Here is a 15,041-nt window from a genome sequence, read left to right on the forward strand (position 1 = left end):
CCGGGTCCGGCCGCCCTCAGGTCTCCTGGCCCGCTCCGGTGAGCGTCGTCCGCTGGCGGGCGGCGCGCACGGCCGCCGTCAAGGAGGCGATGTCGTAGGCGCCGTAGTGACGGCGGCCGTTGACGAAGAACGTCGGCGTGCCCGAGACGCCGCTGAGATCGGCCGACTCGACGTCCATGGCCACCCGGGCCGCGCCCGTTCCGCCCCGCAGGTCCTCGCGGAAGCGGCCGCTGTCGAGGCGGAGCCGGGCGGCGTACCGGAACAGGTCCTTCGGCCCCAGGTCGCCCTGGTGCCCCATGAGGAGGTCGTGCATCTCCCAGTAGCGGTTCTGGCGGGCCGCGGCCTCGGCGGCCTGTGCGGCGAGCTGGGCGTTGGGGTGCACATCGGTGAGCGGCAGATGGCGCCACACATAGCGGACGTCCCCGAAGTCGGAGAGCAGTTCGCGCACCACGGACTCGGCCAGACCGCAGTAGGGACACTCGAAGTCCCCGTACTCCACGAGAGTCACCGGCGCGTCGAGCGGCCCGCGCACATGGTCGCGCTCCACGTCGACGGGCTCGCTCAGATCGACGATCGTCTGGCCGGTGCCGAGGAGGGCCTGCGCGCGCGAGCGCGCGGTGAGCCTGCCGATCACCAGGGTGACGACCCAGGTGAGGAGGAACGAGCCCGCGACCGCGGCCAGAATGCCGATCTTCGCCTGCTCCAGCCGGTCGCCGTCGAAGGCCAGCGACGCGATCAGCAGCGCCACGGTGAAGCCCACGCCGGCCAGGGTGCCGCCCGCGGTGATGGCGCCCCAGCCCACGGGAGGGTGAAGTCGTCCCCGGCCGGCGCGCGTGGTGAGCCAGGTGCCGCCGATGATGCCGACGGGCTTGCCGAGCAGGTAGCCGAAGAAGATGCCGAGGGTGACCGGCGAGGTGAAGGCGTCGGCCAGCTGACCGGCGCTCAGGGTGATGCCGGCGTTGGCCAGGGCGAAGAGCGGCACGATCACGTAACTGGTCCAGGGATGGAACATCTGCTGGAGCCGCTCGTTCGGCGAGAGCGTCGAGGCGAGACCACGGCGCACCGTGCGCTCCAGTTCCGGCGTCGGCTGTTCGCGAAAACGCCGGAACAGCCGGCTGGCGTGCTCCAGATCGCTGCGCCCGGCCGCGTACGCGTAGGTCAGCATGCCCATCGCGAGCCCCGTCACCACGGGGTCGACGCCCGACTTCAGGAGCGCCACCCAGATCGCCACGCCCAGGACGCCGTACAGGGACGGAATCCGGGCGCCGATCGTGCGCCGCAGCAGCAGGACGACCACGAACAGGGCAAGCGCCGTCAGCAGCGCGGGCACCTTGATGGTGTCGCTGTAGGCGAAGACGACGATGGCCAGGGCCAGGAAGTCGTCCACGACGGCGATGGCGAGCATGAAGACCCGAAGAGTGCCGGGCAGACGGGAACCGAAGACGGCGAGCATGCCCAGGGCGAAGGCGGTGTCCGTCGACATGGCGGCACCCCAGCCGTGCGCCGCCGAGCCATGGCCGGAGGTGATGGCCAGGTACACGACGACGGGGACGATCATGCCGCAGAGTCCCGCCAGGAGGGGCAGGGTGACCCGGCGCCGCTCGCGCAGCTCGCCCAGGTCGAACTCGCGCCGTGCCTCCAGACCGACGACGAAGAAGAACAGCGTCATCAGTCCGCTGTTCACCCACTCGCGCAGGTCCAGCGACACTCCGCTCGACCCGACGCGGATCGACAGCTCCGTGCTCCACACCGCCTCGTACGCGGCAGGACCGATGTTGGCCCAGGCCAGCGCCAGCAGGGCGGCGGCGAGCAGCACGGCCGCGCTGCCGGTCTCCGTCCGCAGGAACGCGTGCAGCGGACTGCGAGCGCGGTTGCCGCACTGCGTCCGGCCGGACATGGGCGACGTGTCGGAAGGCATGGTCACTCTCCGATTCTCGCCCCGGACCCGGAACTTCCCCAGACGACCGCCGATCCGACCGGTCAGGATTCGAGAAGCGCCCAGGGCCCCGCCTCGCCTAGCGTGGCGCGCGGAGGCCGTCACCCCACGGTCGGCGGGCACCGCCGACGGCGTACGCCGTCGGCGGTGCCCGCCGACCGTGGGGACGGAGCAGGCGAAGGCGAACCCGGCGCGCCGCGCGAAGCTGGTTGGATCGAGGCAGGCGATGCCGGCGGAGACCGCGAAGGCGGCCCCGCCCGACAGATGGAGACACGATGAGCAAGGCCACGAGGACGGACCCGCGGCCGTCCGCGCCGCATGGTGCCGACAGCCACGATCTGATCCGCGTGCTCGGCGCGCGCGAGAACAATCTCAAGGACGTCAGCATCGAGATCCCGAAGCGCCGGCTGACGGTGTTCACCGGCGTGTCCGGCTCGGGCAAGAGCTCCCTGGTGTTCAACACGATCGCCGCCGAGTCGCAGCGGCTGATCAACGAGACCTACAGCAGCTTCGTGCAGGGTTTCATGCCCCCGCTCGCCCGGCCCGAGGTCGACGTCCTCGAAGGTCTCACCACCGCGATCATCGTCGACCAGCAGCGGATGGGCGCCGACCCCCGCTCCACGGTCGGTACCGCCACCGACGCCAACGCGATGCTGCGCATCCTGTTCAGCAGGCTCGGCAAGCCGCACATCGGCCCGCCCAGCGCGTACGCCTTCAATGTCCCCTCGGTCAAGGCGAGCGGTGCCATCACCGTCGAGCGCGGTGCCCAGAAGGCGGTGAAGGCGACCTTCAACCGCACCGGCGGCATGTGCGTGCGCTGTGAGGGCCGGGGCGCGGTCTCGGACATCGACCTCACCCAGCTCTACGACGACTCCAAGTCCCTCAACGAGGGTGCGATCACCATCCCCGGCTACGGCTCGGACGGCTGGAACATGCGCCTCTACAAGGAGTCGGGCCTCGTCGACCCGGACAAGCCGATCCGCAAGTACACGAAGAGGGAGCTGCACGACTTCCTCCATCACGAGCCGACCCGGATGAAGATCGCGGGCATCAACATGACCTACGAGGGGCTGATCCCGCGAATCCAGAAGTCGATGCTCTCCAAGGACAAGGAGGCGATGCAGCCGCACATCCGGGCGTTCGTGGACCGGGCCGTCGCCTTCACCGCCTGCCCCGAGTGCGAGGGCACCAGGCTCAGCGAGGGCGCCCGTTCGTCGAAGATCAAGCGGATCAGCATCGCGGACGCCTGCGCGATGCAGATCAGCGACCTGGCCGAATGGGTCCGCGGCCTCGACGAGCCCTCGGTCGCGCCGCTGCTCTCCGCGCTCCAGCAGACCCTCGACTCGTTCGTGGAGATCGGCCTCGGCTACCTCGCGCTGGACCGCCCGGCGGGCACGCTGTCCGGTGGTGAGGCGCAGCGCGTCAAGATGATCCGCCACCTCGGCTCCTCGCTCACCGACGTCACCTACGTCTTCGACGAGCCCACCGCCGGTCTGCACCCCCATGACATCCAGCGGATGAACGACCTCCTGCTGCGGCTGCGGGACAAGGGGAACACCGTGCTCGTCGTGGAGCACAAGCCGGAGACCATAGTGATCGCCGACCACGTCGTCGACCTCGGCCCCGGAGCCGGTACGGGCGGCGGTTCCGTCTGCTTCGAGGGCACGGTGGAGGAACTGCGCAAGGGCGACACCGTCACCGGCCGCCACTTCGACGACCGGGCCCAGGTCAAGGAGACATGGCGCGAGCCCACCGGCACGCTGGAGATCCGCGGCGCGTCGGCGAACAACCTGCGGGACGTGGACGTCGACATCCCGCTCGGAGTGCTGGTCGTCATCACCGGGGTCGCGGGCTCCGGCAAGAGTTCCCTGGTGCACGGGTCCATCCCGGCCGGCGAGGGCGTGGTGTCGGTCGACCAGGCGCCGATCCGCGGTTCCCGGCGGAGCAACCCGGCGACGTACACCGGTCTGCTCGACCCGATCCGCAAGGCCTTCGCGAAGGCCAACGACGTGAAGCCGGCGCTGTTCAGCGCCAACTCCGAGGGTGCCTGCCCCACCTGCAACGGCGCCGGTGTCATCTACACGGACCTGGCCATGATGGCCGGCGTCGCCACCACCTGCGAGGACTGCGAGGGCAAGCGGTTCGACGCCTCGGTCCTGGAGTACCACCTCGGTGGCCGTGACATCAGCGAGGTCCTCGCCATGTCGGTGGACGAGGCCGGGGAGTTCTTCGGCGCCGGTGAGGCGCACACGCCGGCCGCGCAGCGGATCCTCTCGCGGCTCGCCGACGTCGGACTCGGCTATCTCACCCTCGGCCAGCCGCTCACCACCCTGTCCGGCGGCGAGCGGCAGCGGCTCAAGCTCGCCACGCACATGGCCGACAAGGGCGGTGTGTACGTCCTCGACGAGCCGACCACGGGCCTGCACCTGGCCGATGTGGAGCAGTTGCTCGGACTGCTCGACCGGATCGTCGACTCGGGCAAGTCGGTCATCGTCGTCGAGCACCACCAGGCGGTCATGGCACACGCCGACTGGATCATCGACCTCGGCCCCGGAGCGGGCCACGACGGCGGCCGGCTCGTGTTCGAGGGCACCCCGGCCGACCTCGTCGCCGCCCGCTCCACCCTCACCGGCGAGCACCTGGCGGCGTACGTCGGCGCCTGACGCGGCCCGCACCGACGCGTGGGACGGGTTCCCGGCCGCTGCTGCCGGAACCCGTCCCACGCGGCACCCTCGGCCAGGGACGCACGACGGCGTGCCGAGGGTGATCCGATGAGCGCCGGACGCCGAACAGGACCTGCCCCGACCGCAGGTGGCGACCCGCCCGGCCGGGAACGTACGGAGCAGGGACGGGCGCCGGTCCGGTCATGACGGGCGCGCCCTGCCCGGCGGCTCCGCGCGCGCCCTGCCCGGATCGCACCTACGGTTGACGCACACCGCGTGCCCGGGGGACAACGACTCCCTCGGCCCTCGGCGCCCCGTCACCGCATCAGGAGGCCGGCCCCCATGAGCACAGCATCCGACACCCCCGTCCTGGACACCATCGCCGCCATGACCGTCGACTCCCTCGAGCGGTGCGAACTGCCCCCGGACCAGCTCCTCCTCACGCGCATCGCCGCGCTCGCGGCCTCGGACGCGCCTCCGATCTCCTACCTCGCGCACATCGAGCCCGCCATCCAGGCCGATCTGACCATGACTCAGGTCCAGGACGTCCTGGTGGCCATCGCGCCCATCGTGGGCACGGCCCGTGTCATGACGGCGGCCGGCAACATCGCCGCCGCGTTCGGCCTCGCGATCGCGGTGGCCGAACAGGAGATCGAGGCCAAGGGCTAAGAGCTGTCCCGCAACGGCTGCGGACCCCCGGATCACCCTTCCCGCGGGAGCCCGTTGCCCTCCGCGCCACGCCCCGATGAGCTCTGCTGGAGTCTGCCCTGCTGGACCGCCGACACGAGGAGCCGGGCGGCCTACGCCGATCCTTCCCGGTGCCGCGGGTGCCCCGCGGCACCGGGACACCACGCGGTCACCGGGATGGCCGTGCGTCTCGAGTCGCCGCTGTGCGACAGTTCGAGTCCTGGACCGACGAAGGGGGGCCGCTCGTGGCCAAGGTCAACATCAGTCTCGATGCCGAACTGGTGGTGGAAGTCATGGTCCTGGCCGGGGTCGGCTCGCCCCAGGACGCCGTCGAAGCGGTCGTGCGTGACTACATCGCCCGGGGGCACCGCACCGAGGCACGCACCGAGCTCAAAGACCAGAGCCTGCGCGAGGCCGAGGCCAGACCGCAGGAGCCTCAAGGCTGACCACTGCGATCGCGTGACGTCGCTCCAGCTCCGTCGGCACGCGTCCAGGCATCAGGGCAGGTGGCGGTCAGGACGGGGTGGAACCACCATCGGTGGCCACGCGTTGACGCCGGTAGTGGCGAGCTGCTCGGGCACGGTTTCCGCACGACGGTTTGCACCATTCCTGCCGGCCGTGGCTCTTGACGAAGTAGCGCACGCAGCGTGGCGCGGAGCAGGCTCGCAGTTGCATGCGCTGCGGGCCGCTCAGGAAGTCGATGGCGGCGCGGGCCAGGGCTGCCACGAGTCGAACCTTCGGATCGTTCTCCGCCGACAGCAGGCGGGCTGTGGGGGCACCACCGTCCGGTGGCCAGTCCATCTGCGGGACGACCGCATCACGGGCGGCAACCGTGTTGAGGTGGGCCAATGCCTGGTCGGCTGACATCAGTCGGCGGGCGTCCGCCGAGCTGGGGGGAGCGGGACTGACCGCCCGGGCGAACAGTGCCCGGACAGCCCGCCGTAGTTCGATGATCTCAACCCTGAGGTCGTCGTCCGCTGCCATTTCCCCGGCCGGGACATGGCAGGCCAGCAGGTCGGCCTGCGCCTGAATCCAGCGGGTTGCTTCGTGTGCCGTGCTGAGGTCGTCGGTGACGCCACCGCCCCCGTCGTGGCGGATTGTACTCGCCAGTTCCAGTGCCAGCAGGCGCTCCATCAGTCCTCCCCCTCCGCCCGGTCGTCAACCACTTGATCACATTCCCACGCACAGCCTAGAGTCTCTAACGGAAAAACAAAAACTTCCGTTAGATGTCGGGTGGGGGGTGACATCCCGCCTCGATGTGCACCGGCGGCCGGAGCCGCCATGGGAGGGGACAGAGAATGACGGTTCTGCTTGCCCAGATCAGTGACCTGCACCTGGACGGCAGTGAGAGGGCCACACGGCGCGCCAGCCGCGTCATGGACTACCTGCGAGCCCTGCCGCACCCGGTCGATGCGGTCCTGGTCACCGGGGACATCGCCGATCACGGTGAGGAAGCCGAATACGAGGAAGCGGCCCGCATCCTGTCGGCCCCCTTCCCAGTGTTCACCTGCCCCGGCAACCACGACGCGCGTCCGGCCTACCGCAAGGCCCTGCTCGGAGAGGCACCCGGCCACGGGCCCGTCAACCGGATCCACCACATCGCCGGGACCGCCATCCTGATGTGCGACTCCACCATCCCCGGCCGCGACGAGGGGCGCCTCGACGCCCAGACGCTCGACTGGATCGACACCCAACTCACCGGGCTACCGCAGGACACCCCGGCGCTGATCGCGTTCCACCAGCCGCCGGTCGAACTCCACCACCCCCTGCCCGACTCCGGAATGCTCGATCAGCCCGGACAGTTGGCCGCCCTGCTGGAGGCACACCCGCAGGTTGTCGCTGTCCTGACCGGACACGCCCACACCGCGGCCGCCTCGACCTTCGCCGCCCGTCCCCTGATCGTCGGGCCGGCCGTGACCTGGACCCTGCGCATGCCCTGGGAAGGCGACCGCCCTGCAGACCGCGACCAACCGCCCGGCCTCGCCTTCCACGTCCTGGGCAACGACCAGCGCCTGACCACCCACTACCGCGTCGTGCTCTGACCCCGCCTGCCCGACCCGGAGACCCAATGGTCCACCCCTACGCCATCCTCGGGTTCCTGGCGGCGGTCCTTCCCCTGGTTGCCACCCCCGGAGCCAGCCTGGCCCTTCTGGTCCAGCACGTCACCGACAACGGCCGCCGCCAGGCCCTTCCCGTCATCCTCGGCACAGCCACCGGCCTGTACATCCACGCCACCTTCGCCATAGCCGGCCTGTCGGCTCTGGTCATGCACTCCAGCCAGGCCTTCACCGCCGTCAAGGTCATCGGCGCGGCCTACCTCGTCGGGCTGGGCATATGGACATGGCGATCCGCCACGGCACCGGCGCGTGCTCCCGCCCGTCGGCATCTGCCAGTGCGGTCGGACTCCGTCTACACCCAAGCCTTGCTCGCCAACGTCCTCAACCCGAAGGCGGCCTCCATCTACTTGACTCTCGTTCCCCAGTTCATCGAAGCCGATCACTCCTTCGACGGTCAGATCCTTACCCTGGCCACTGCCCACGCGCTGCTGATGACGCTCTGGCTCCTCGCCTGGACCGTTATCATCCGGCGTGCCTCACGAAGCCTGCAGAAGCCCCGCTTCAAGCGCACGGCTGCCAAGATCACGGCCGTGGTGTTTGTCGCCCTCGGGATCCGAACCGCCGCGACGTAGGCCGGCAGTCACCTCCCGAGTGTCGGTAAACAGTGGCGAGAGTGGTCCTTCGGGGCCTTTTCCGGCAACGGCCCTCAGCGCCGAACTGCGCGAGCGCGGCATCGGCCTGCGCATGATCGGGCAGGACATCGACCCGCCACCATGGAGGGCCGAGCCATGTTCGGGATGCTGTCCGTACTCGCAGAGCTCCAGCGGGAGCTGATCGTGGCGAACACCGGCGACGGGCTCGCCTCCGTACGGACCCGCGGCCGGTCGGCGGGCTTCGGCCGCACCTCACCGGGAAGGCGGCGGGTAGTGCTCCGACCGGGAAGGTTCACCGGGTTGTAGGAGGCGGCAGCGTTCGCGGAAATCCGTTTCGGGGGTTGCTGCGGTGCCTCTACTGTGGCGCGGTGATGACTCAGGTGATCGTTCTCAACGGTGGTTCGAGCTCGGGGAAGTCCGGGATCGTTCGGTGTCTGCAGGCAGTCCTCCCGGATCCGTGGCTGGCCTTCGGGACAGACACGCTGGTTGACGCGATGCCGGCGTCGATGCAGGCGTCGGATGGCGGGATCGAGTTCGCTCCGGACGGAGAGGTGATCGTCGGGCCGGAGTTCCGAACGCTGGAAGCGGCATGGATCGAAGGGGTCGCCGCGATGGCCCGTGCGGGTGCCCGGGTCATCGTCGATGAGGTCTTCCTCGGTGGAGCGGACTCACAGCAGCGATGGCAGAAGGCTTTGGGCGAACTGCGGGTGCTGTGGGTCGGCGTCAGGTGTGACGGTGCGGTTGCCGCAGGCCGTGAGGTCGCACGAGGCGATCGGATCACCGGGATGGCCGCGTCCCAGGCGGATGTGGTCCACCAGGGCGTGGCCTATGACCTGGAGGTGGACACCGCGCATGCCGAGTCGATGGAGTGCGCACGGATCATCGCCGTACATGTCAAGTGATCGACGGCCCGGCTGTCCGGCGTCGTGACCGCAGTGGTGGGCGACCTCGGCGGGGCCGGTTTCGCGGCCGCGCCGGGCGTGGTCAACCAGTACACCCGTGAGCGCGCGGTGCAGTCCGGTCCGCTCGGCGGGTTCCGGTCTCCCGGACAGCGCTTCGCGCAGAAGGCCGTGCCGGAAACGGCCTTCGCCGGCCCCGGCCTCCGCGAGCAGTCCGGCCCCGGCCGCCTCCCCGAGCAGCGCACGCACCTCGTCGAGGGGCACGGCGGCGGCGTCGGCGAGCACGTCGAGCCGGAACCGTGTCCCCAGCAGGGCGGCGAGGTCCAGCAACAGCGCGGTACGGGGCGACAGTTCGGCGGTACGGGCGCGGACCGCGTCGCGGATCCGGACGGACACGGCGGTCGTCGGGGCCTCGGAACCGGGCCCTTCGAGTCCGCCGCCCGACCGGAGGAGCTCGGTCACGAAGAACGCGTCACCGCCCGTGTACCGGGCCAGGGCGTGCGCGGCCGACGGCTCGGGAGTGCCGTCCGTCGTGGCGTCGAGCAGGGCCGCGACGTCCTCATGGCAGTCCTCGTCGGTCCCTGTGGGCGACCCGTCTTCGCCCCGACTCAAAGCGTAGGCAGGAGGCACGCGGGCCGAGAGGCGTCGGGACCCGCCCGCGGCGGTTGCGGCAGCTTCGGTCTGCCGTGGTCGTGGTCGTGGCCGGGGTCGTCGGCCGTCCGGTCCGGGGGCCGGGACGGGCGAAGGCCCCGCCGTCGGCAGTGGCGCCGGGGCGGGGTCTTCGTCGCGCGGGTCAGGCCGTCCTGATCGTGACCTCGATGTCGCCCCGGGTCACCTTGGAGTAGGGGCAGATCTCGTCCGCCTTCTCCACCAGGGTCTTGGCGGTGTCCTCGTCGACCGAGGGGAGGTGGGCGGTGAGCTCGGCGACGATGCCGAATCCGGCGTCGTCGCGGCCGATGCCGACGCGGGCCGTCACACTGGAGCCGGTGATGTCGATCTTCTGCAGCTGGGCGATGATCCCGATCGAGGCGTGGAAACACGCGCTGTAACAGGCGGCGAAGAGCTGCTCGGGGTTGGTGCCGCCGCCCGTGCCGCCCAGTTCCTTGGGCTGGCTGACGACGATGTCGAGCTTGCCGTCCTCGGTCGAGACACGGCCCTCTCGACCGCCCTCGGCGGTGGCGACTGCGGTGTAGAGAGCCTCACTGGTCCTGATGGGCATTTCTTGCGTACCTTCCGTCGGTTTTACGTGTGCCGGGATCGGATGGACGGCGACCCGAGGGGCGGTGACCGGTGCGTGCCGCCCCTCGGGGGTCAGTGGGTGCCCGGCTTCGCCTCGGCCGGCTGCGTGGCACCGGCCGCGGCGCTCTGGGCGGCCTGCGCCTGGGCCGCGGCGGGCGGAGCCTTGATGACGAGCCCGAGGCCCGCGAGCCCGGACAGGGCCGTGACGATGGAGCAGAAGAGCAGGACGTGCCCGTAGTCGGACGCGTCGGTGCTCGCCTTGCCGAGCAACGTGGCCAGCGTCGCGATACCGAAGGCGCCGCCGACCTGACGGGCCGTCTGGTTGAGCCCGGTCGCCGCCGCGAAGCGCAGCGGGGAGACCGAGAGCGCGGCGGCGGTCGACGTGCCCGTGGTGATCGCGCCCATGCCCGCGCCCGCCAGGATGCCGGTGGGCAGCCAGTAGCCGAGGAAGTTCGGCTCGTCGGGCAGGGTGAAGGCGAGGAAGAAGCCGGTGCCCGCGAGGACGACCGCGCCGGCCACCACTACGGCCCGCGGGCCGTACTTGGTCTGGATCCTGCCCGAGTACAGAGCCACCAGTGTCGCCGCGAAGGCGCCCGGGGTCACCGCCAGGCCCGCCTTCAGTTCCGACCAGTGCCAGACCGAGGTGACGTACAGGACGCCGACCAGGAGCCAGGCGAACAGGCAGGCACCGTAGAAGAAGACCGACAGGTTCGCCAGGGCGAAGGTCCGGCTGCGCCAGAGGCCGGTCTCCACGGCGGGGGCCTCGTGGGTCCGCGAGCGCAGCAGGGTGATCGCCATGGCGACGACGCCTCCGGCCAGGCAGCCCACCGTCGCCGCGTCGCCCCAGCCCCAGTCCTCGCCCTTGGAGATGCCGAGGCTGAGCAGGCCGATGCCGAGCCCGAGCAGGACGGTCCCGATCAGGTCCGGAACCTTGCTGCCCTCCGGGCGGGAAGTCCGGGGAATGATGTGCGCGCGGAGCAGGAGCAGCAGGCCGAACGGCACGTTGATCAGGAACAGCGACCGCCAGCCGAGGGTGTCGACCAGGACTCCGCCGATCGACGGGCCCACCGCGGCGGCGAACGCGGAGGCCGCGCTCCACTTGCCGATCGCGGCCCGGCGCTCCTCGGGCGGTGTGTCCATCAGGACGATGGCGAGAGACGCCGGGATCATCGCGGCGGCTCCGGCGCCCTGGAAGGCCCGGGCGGTCAGCAGGACGGGGAGATTCGGAGCCAGCGCGCACATCAGGGACATCGCGGTGAAGACGGCGATCCCCGCGGTGAACAGGGAACGCCGGCCGATCACGTCCGCGAGTCGGCCCGCCGGCGCCAGCAGGGCGGCGAACACCGTGGCGTACACGGTGATCACCCAGGACAGGTCCGCGAGGGCGGAACCCTCGAAGTCCTTGTGCAGATCCGGGATGGCCAGATTGACGATCGTCACGTCGAGGACGGCCAGGAAGGTCGCACTCGACGCGAGGAGCAGCAGGGGCATGTACCCCCGCCCGGCAGCCCCTTCGGCGGGCCCAGCACTCATCGCTTACACCTCCAACATACCGATGGTTGGAATGTATCCGTGTGGGTTCTCGACCGTCAATCGGGTTGTCGCCGCGCGCGGTCGACTCGTCGCGCAATCTCCAATCGGGGTTGGCGCCCCTGCGGCCGATGCCGCATTCCAACCGCTGGTATGTTAATGAGTCCCGGCTCGGTGAACTCTCGGTACGAGGGGGAGACGCTAAGATCGAACAGTGGATGTTTTCGCGGGGGCAGGAGGGCGGGCCGGATCCATGGGCAGTCAGCAGCGAGTGCGCCGATCGCAGGAAGAGCGTTCGCGGACGACGACGAACGAACTCCTCTCCGCCGCTCGTAAGCTCTTCGCCAGGGACGGGTACACCGCTACCTCGCTCGACGCGATCTGCGAGGAGATCGGGGCGAGCAAAGGCGCGCTCTACCACCACTTCAAGAACAAGCGGGACCTGTTCCGCGCCGTCTACGAGGCGGAGGAGAACCGGCTGTCGAGCGCGATCGCGCAGACGTTCACCCTCCACGAGGACCCCTGGGACGGTCTGTACGAGGGCATGCGTGAATTCCTGGTCATGTCGATGGAGCCGAGCACGCAGCGCATCACCCTCATCGACGCGCCGGGGGCACTGGGCTGGGCGGAGATGCGGGCGGTCCGCTCGGACTGCCGGCGCATGATCGCCTACGGTCTCGGTCAGCTCCTCGGCAGGGACCGTTCCCGCGCCGACGTGACCGCCGTCGCCTCGATGGTGCACGGCGCCGCCTGCGAGAGCGCGGTCGCGCTGGCCCACGCCGACGGTGACGCGGACGAACTGCTCGAAGCCACGCTGCGCCAGTTCCGCCGGCTCTTCTCTTCCGTCGCCTCTTCCATCGACAAGGCCTGAAGACACTCCCGCCCGTCGGGCCGGGTGGGAGAACCTTCCAGCCCGCCGGACCCGGACGGTCGCGTCACGGTGAATCCCGGGTGACGGGACGGCGTACAACCATTGGCGCCAGGCGCGGGTCTTGTGGGGCACCGGGCGTCGGGACGCCCGTCGCGCGATCACCGTCCTTAAGGGGTCTGCCTTGTCCTCGCGAAAGCTCCGCCTGCCGGTGGCCGCAGCGGCCGCCGTCGTCCTGTCCGCCACGGGCGCCGCCCCCGTCGTGGCCTCCCCGGGGAACGCGCCCTCGGGTGCCCCCACCGCCTCCGTACCGGGGTCGGCGCGGGCCGACTTCGACGGTGACGGATACCCCGACGTGGCGATCGGCGCCCCCGGCGGCACCGTCAACGGCCGGGCCGGCGCGGGATACTTCACCGTCGTCTACGGCATGGGCCAGGGCCCCGACGGCGTCAAGCGCCAGGTGATCAGCCAGAACCGCTACGGAATCCCCGGTACGGCGGAGGCAGGTGACCGCTTCGGCAGCGACCTCACCGCGGCGGACCTGGACGGTGACGGTTACACCGACCTCGTTGTCGGATCTCCCGGCGAGGACGTCGGCAGCGCCCGTGACGTCGGACGGCGGACCGTGCTGTGGGGCAGCGTGGGCGGGCTCATCGACGCCGCCGTCGTCGGCGAGGGACGGGCGGCGACCCGGGCCGGTGACTTCGACGGGGACGGCCACCTGGACCTCGCGACGGCGTACGAGACGCGGTACGGGCCCATCAGCCGCACCGGTGTCCCGGCCCGCACCGGCCCCCTCGTGGACCTGGACGTCCGTGTCTACGCGATGGCGGCGGGCGACGTGGACGGCGACGGCAGGACCGACCTCGTCGTCAGCAGCGGGTCGTGGGACTCCGACGACGGAGGAACGGTCCCGCCGCCCCGCCTGCAACTGCTGCGGGGCACCGGGGACGGCCTCGTGGCGGGCCCGCTCATCGCCGCCGCCGACACCGTGTCCGCGGACAGCATCGCCCTCGGGGACGTCGACCACGACGGACACCAGGACGTCGTCTTCGGCCGCAGTACAGCCACCGGCGGCGGTCTCGTCGGCGTGGTGCGGGGCACGGCGGACGGATTCGCGGCGCGGGCCACCCTGATCGGCCAGGACACTCCCGGAGTCCCCGGCACGGGGGAGAGCGGCGACCGCTTCGGCACCGACGTCTCCGTCGGCGACGTCACCGGTGACGGATACGCCGACGTCGTCGCCGGGCTGCCCGGCGAGGACCACGCCGGGCGGACCGACGCCGGCACCTTCGCCGTCCTGCGCGGGAGCCGGACGGGCCTTTCGGGCAGCGCGGTCCAGGTCTTCAGCCAGAACACGGCGGGGGTGCCCGGCACGGCGGAGAACGGCGACGCGTTCGGCGGCCGCACCGCCGTCGTCGGCGGCCACGTGGTCGTGTCGGCGCCGAAGGAGAACGCCGGTTCCGGGGGCGTCTGGGTCTTCGCGGGCACCGCCTCGGGCATCACCGCGACCGGATCGGTGAGTTACGGACCGCACACCCTCGCCGCGCCCGAGGCCGGCGCACAGCTGGGGGCCGCCTTCCAGCGCTGATTCCGCCCGCGCCGTTCCCGGCCCCCACCGGCATCAGCCCGCCCCGTCCCCGTAAGCGGCCCTGCTGGCCTCGATCTCGCCGATGTGCTCGATCGCCCAGCCGGCCAGCGCGAGGGCCGGCGGAATGAGGCTCTCTCCGGTGGGGGTCAGCGCGTACTCGACGCGGGGCGGGACCTCCGCGTACACCGTCCTCGACACCAGGCCGTCGCGCTCCAGGTTCCGCAGGGTCAGCGTCAGCATCCGCTGAGAGATGCCGGGAATCTGCCGCTGCAGATCCGTGAAGCGCAGCCGGCCCCGTTCGAGGGTCGTCACGATCAGCAGCGTCCACTTGTCGCAGATCCGGTCGAGGACGGTGCGGATCGTCCGACCGCCGTCCCCGCGGATCATGCAGGTGTGCTCGTACTGCGACACGACAGCTCCCTGTGGGTAGCGCACATCCATGTGCCTTTTGCGGGCCCCCCGCCGGTGACTCATCATGGGGCAACTTACGCCTGGTAACCATTGTGAGGGGCCCGCCATGAACGTCGCCTACTGGATCGTCGCAGCGCTGCTGGCGGCCTTCTACCTCTATGCCGGAGGCATCAAGGTCCTGCGGAGCCAGGAGCAGTTGCGGCCGATGATGGGATGGGTCGACCGCGTGCCCATGCCGGTGGTGAGGCTCATCGGGACGCTGGAGGTCCTCGGCGCCGCGGGCCTGATCCTGCCGCCGCTCACCGGGATCGCGCCCTGGCTCGCCGTCGCCGCCGCGACGGGTCTCGTCCTGATCCAGGTCGGCGGGATATCCCTCCACCTCTCGCGCGGCGAGGCACGGCTGATCGGACTCAACATCGCCCTGCTGGCCGCCGCGGTGGCGGCACTCTGGCTGGGGACCACCTGGCTCTGACCGGACCGGACCGGACCGGACCGCCCTGCGCGGCA

General features: G+C 70.8%; 16 protein-coding genes. 11 read left to right on the forward strand and 5 right to left on the reverse strand.

The window, feature by feature from the left end:
• Positions 1-16: 16 nt before the first annotated feature.
• On the reverse strand, positions 17-1,918 hold the full coding sequence (gene nhaA / locus OG485_RS39335) for a Na+/H+ antiporter NhaA (RefSeq protein WP_328673423.1): 1,902 nt from the start codon (positions 1,916-1,918) through the stop codon (positions 17-19).
• Positions 1,919-2,211: 293 nt separating this feature from the next.
• Here nhaA and OG485_RS39340 point away from each other — a divergent pair, with 293 nt between their 5' ends.
• The 3 genes from OG485_RS39340 to OG485_RS39350 all read left to right on the forward strand — a co-directional run bounded on the left by OG485_RS39340 (position 2,212) and on the right by OG485_RS39350 (position 5,732).
• Positions 2,212-4,599: an excinuclease ABC subunit UvrA gene (locus tag OG485_RS39340; RefSeq protein ID WP_328673424.1), complete on the forward strand. Its 2,388-nt coding sequence runs from the start codon at positions 2,212-2,214 to the stop codon at positions 4,597-4,599.
• 342 nt (positions 4,600-4,941) lie between these two features.
• A complete protein-coding gene (locus OG485_RS39345) occupies positions 4,942-5,268 on the forward strand; it encodes a carboxymuconolactone decarboxylase (protein ID WP_328673425.1) in 327 nt (108 codons plus the stop codon).
• A gap of 263 nt (positions 5,269-5,531) precedes the next feature.
• Entirely contained in the window at positions 5,532-5,732 is a 201-nt protein-coding gene (locus OG485_RS39350; protein WP_328674823.1) for a type II toxin-antitoxin system VapB family antitoxin, read from the forward strand.
• A gap of 67 nt (positions 5,733-5,799) precedes the next feature.
• On the opposite strand, the gene OG485_RS39355 is transcribed toward OG485_RS39350, so the two are convergent.
• Positions 5,800-6,420, reverse strand: a complete 621-nt coding sequence (locus OG485_RS39355) for a CGNR zinc finger domain-containing protein (RefSeq protein WP_328673426.1) — start codon at positions 6,418-6,420, stop codon at positions 5,800-5,802.
• Between the two features lie 164 nt (positions 6,421-6,584).
• Between OG485_RS39355 and OG485_RS39360 the strand changes: the two genes are divergently transcribed.
• The 5 genes from OG485_RS39360 (at position 6,585) to OG485_RS39380 (ending at position 9,702) form a co-directional block, all read left to right on the forward strand.
• The gene (locus OG485_RS39360; RefSeq protein ID WP_328673427.1) at positions 6,585-7,328 is read left to right on the forward strand and encodes a metallophosphoesterase; all 744 of its coding nucleotides are present in this window, start codon (positions 6,585-6,587) and stop codon (positions 7,326-7,328) included.
• 26 nt (positions 7,329-7,354) lie between these two features.
• The gene (locus tag OG485_RS39365) at positions 7,355-7,975 is read left to right on the forward strand and encodes a LysE family translocator (protein ID WP_328673428.1); all 621 of its coding nucleotides are present in this window, start codon (positions 7,355-7,357) and stop codon (positions 7,973-7,975) included.
• A gap of 156 nt (positions 7,976-8,131) precedes the next feature.
• Positions 8,132-8,302: a hypothetical protein gene (locus OG485_RS39370; protein WP_328673430.1), complete on the forward strand. Its 171-nt coding sequence runs from the start codon at positions 8,132-8,134 to the stop codon at positions 8,300-8,302.
• 65 nt (positions 8,303-8,367) lie between these two features.
• Positions 8,368-8,898, forward strand: a complete 531-nt coding sequence (gene cpt / locus OG485_RS39375) for a chloramphenicol phosphotransferase CPT (RefSeq protein WP_443048866.1) — start codon at positions 8,368-8,370, stop codon at positions 8,896-8,898.
• Positions 8,899-8,922: 24 nt separating this feature from the next.
• On the forward strand, positions 8,923-9,702 hold the full coding sequence (locus OG485_RS39380; RefSeq protein WP_328673436.1) for a hypothetical protein: 780 nt from the start codon (positions 8,923-8,925) through the stop codon (positions 9,700-9,702).
• Here the strand turns inward: OG485_RS39380 and OG485_RS39385 are convergent.
• Positions 9,689-10,114, reverse strand: coding sequence for an organic hydroperoxide resistance protein (locus OG485_RS39385; protein WP_328673437.1), 426 nt, complete (start codon positions 10,112-10,114; stop codon positions 9,689-9,691). The two genes, OG485_RS39380 and OG485_RS39385, sit on opposite strands and share 14 nt — an antisense overlap.
• 92 nt (positions 10,115-10,206) lie before the next feature.
• On the reverse strand, positions 10,207-11,667 hold the full coding sequence (locus tag OG485_RS39390; RefSeq protein WP_328673440.1) for a DHA2 family efflux MFS transporter permease subunit: 1,461 nt from the start codon (positions 11,665-11,667) through the stop codon (positions 10,207-10,209).
• Between the two features lie 250 nt (positions 11,668-11,917).
• On the opposite strand from OG485_RS39390, the gene OG485_RS39395 reads away from it, so the two are divergent.
• Positions 11,918-12,535 carry a TetR/AcrR family transcriptional regulator gene (locus OG485_RS39395; RefSeq protein WP_328673442.1) on the forward strand — a complete coding sequence of 206 codons (618 nt, stop codon included), beginning with the start codon at positions 11,918-11,920 and terminating at the stop codon, positions 12,533-12,535.
• Positions 12,536-12,716: 181 nt separating this feature from the next.
• Positions 12,717-14,123, forward strand: coding sequence for an FG-GAP-like repeat-containing protein (locus OG485_RS39400; RefSeq protein ID WP_328673444.1), 1,407 nt, complete (start codon positions 12,717-12,719; stop codon positions 14,121-14,123).
• Between the two features lie 33 nt (positions 14,124-14,156).
• On the opposite strand, the gene OG485_RS39405 is transcribed toward OG485_RS39400, so the two are convergent.
• A complete protein-coding gene (locus tag OG485_RS39405; protein ID WP_326783746.1) occupies positions 14,157-14,534 on the reverse strand; it encodes a winged helix-turn-helix transcriptional regulator in 378 nt (125 codons plus the stop codon).
• A 106-nt stretch (positions 14,535-14,640) separates the two neighbouring features.
• On the opposite strand from OG485_RS39405, the gene OG485_RS39410 reads away from it, so the two are divergent.
• On the forward strand, positions 14,641-15,006 hold the full coding sequence (locus OG485_RS39410; RefSeq protein WP_328673447.1) for a DoxX family protein: 366 nt from the start codon (positions 14,641-14,643) through the stop codon (positions 15,004-15,006).
• Positions 15,007-15,041 lie beyond the last annotated feature (35 nt).

Source organism: Streptomyces sp. NBC_00328, assembly GCF_036139655.1.
In the GTDB taxonomy this organism is placed as follows: domain Bacteria; phylum Actinomycetota; class Actinomycetes; order Streptomycetales; family Streptomycetaceae; genus Streptomyces.

Coding starts and splice junctions, on each gene's coding strand:
- nhaA (WP_328673423.1), bottom strand. CDS start 1,918: ATGCCTTCCGACACGTCGCCCATGTCCGGCCGGACGCAGTGCGGCAAC.
- OG485_RS39340 (WP_328673424.1), top strand. CDS start 2,212: ATGAGCAAGGCCACGAGGACGGACCCGCGGCCGTCCGCGCCGCATGGT.
- OG485_RS39345 (WP_328673425.1), top strand. CDS start 4,942: ATGAGCACAGCATCCGACACCCCCGTCCTGGACACCATCGCCGCCATG.
- OG485_RS39355 (WP_328673426.1), bottom strand. CDS start 6,420: ATGGAGCGCCTGCTGGCACTGGAACTGGCGAGTACAATCCGCCACGAC.
- OG485_RS39360 (WP_328673427.1), top strand. CDS start 6,585: ATGACGGTTCTGCTTGCCCAGATCAGTGACCTGCACCTGGACGGCAGT.
- OG485_RS39365 (WP_328673428.1), top strand. CDS start 7,355: ATGGTCCACCCCTACGCCATCCTCGGGTTCCTGGCGGCGGTCCTTCCC.
- OG485_RS39370 (WP_328673430.1), top strand. CDS start 8,132: ATGTTCGGGATGCTGTCCGTACTCGCAGAGCTCCAGCGGGAGCTGATC.
- cpt (WP_443048866.1), top strand. CDS start 8,368: ATGACTCAGGTGATCGTTCTCAACGGTGGTTCGAGCTCGGGGAAGTCC.
- OG485_RS39385 (WP_328673437.1), bottom strand. CDS start 10,114: ATGCCCATCAGGACCAGTGAGGCTCTCTACACCGCAGTCGCCACCGCC.
- OG485_RS39390 (WP_328673440.1), bottom strand. CDS start 11,667: ATGAGTGCTGGGCCCGCCGAAGGGGCTGCCGGGCGGGGGTACATGCCC.
- OG485_RS39395 (WP_328673442.1), top strand. CDS start 11,918: ATGGGCAGTCAGCAGCGAGTGCGCCGATCGCAGGAAGAGCGTTCGCGG.
- OG485_RS39410 (WP_328673447.1), top strand. CDS start 14,641: ATGAACGTCGCCTACTGGATCGTCGCAGCGCTGCTGGCGGCCTTCTAC.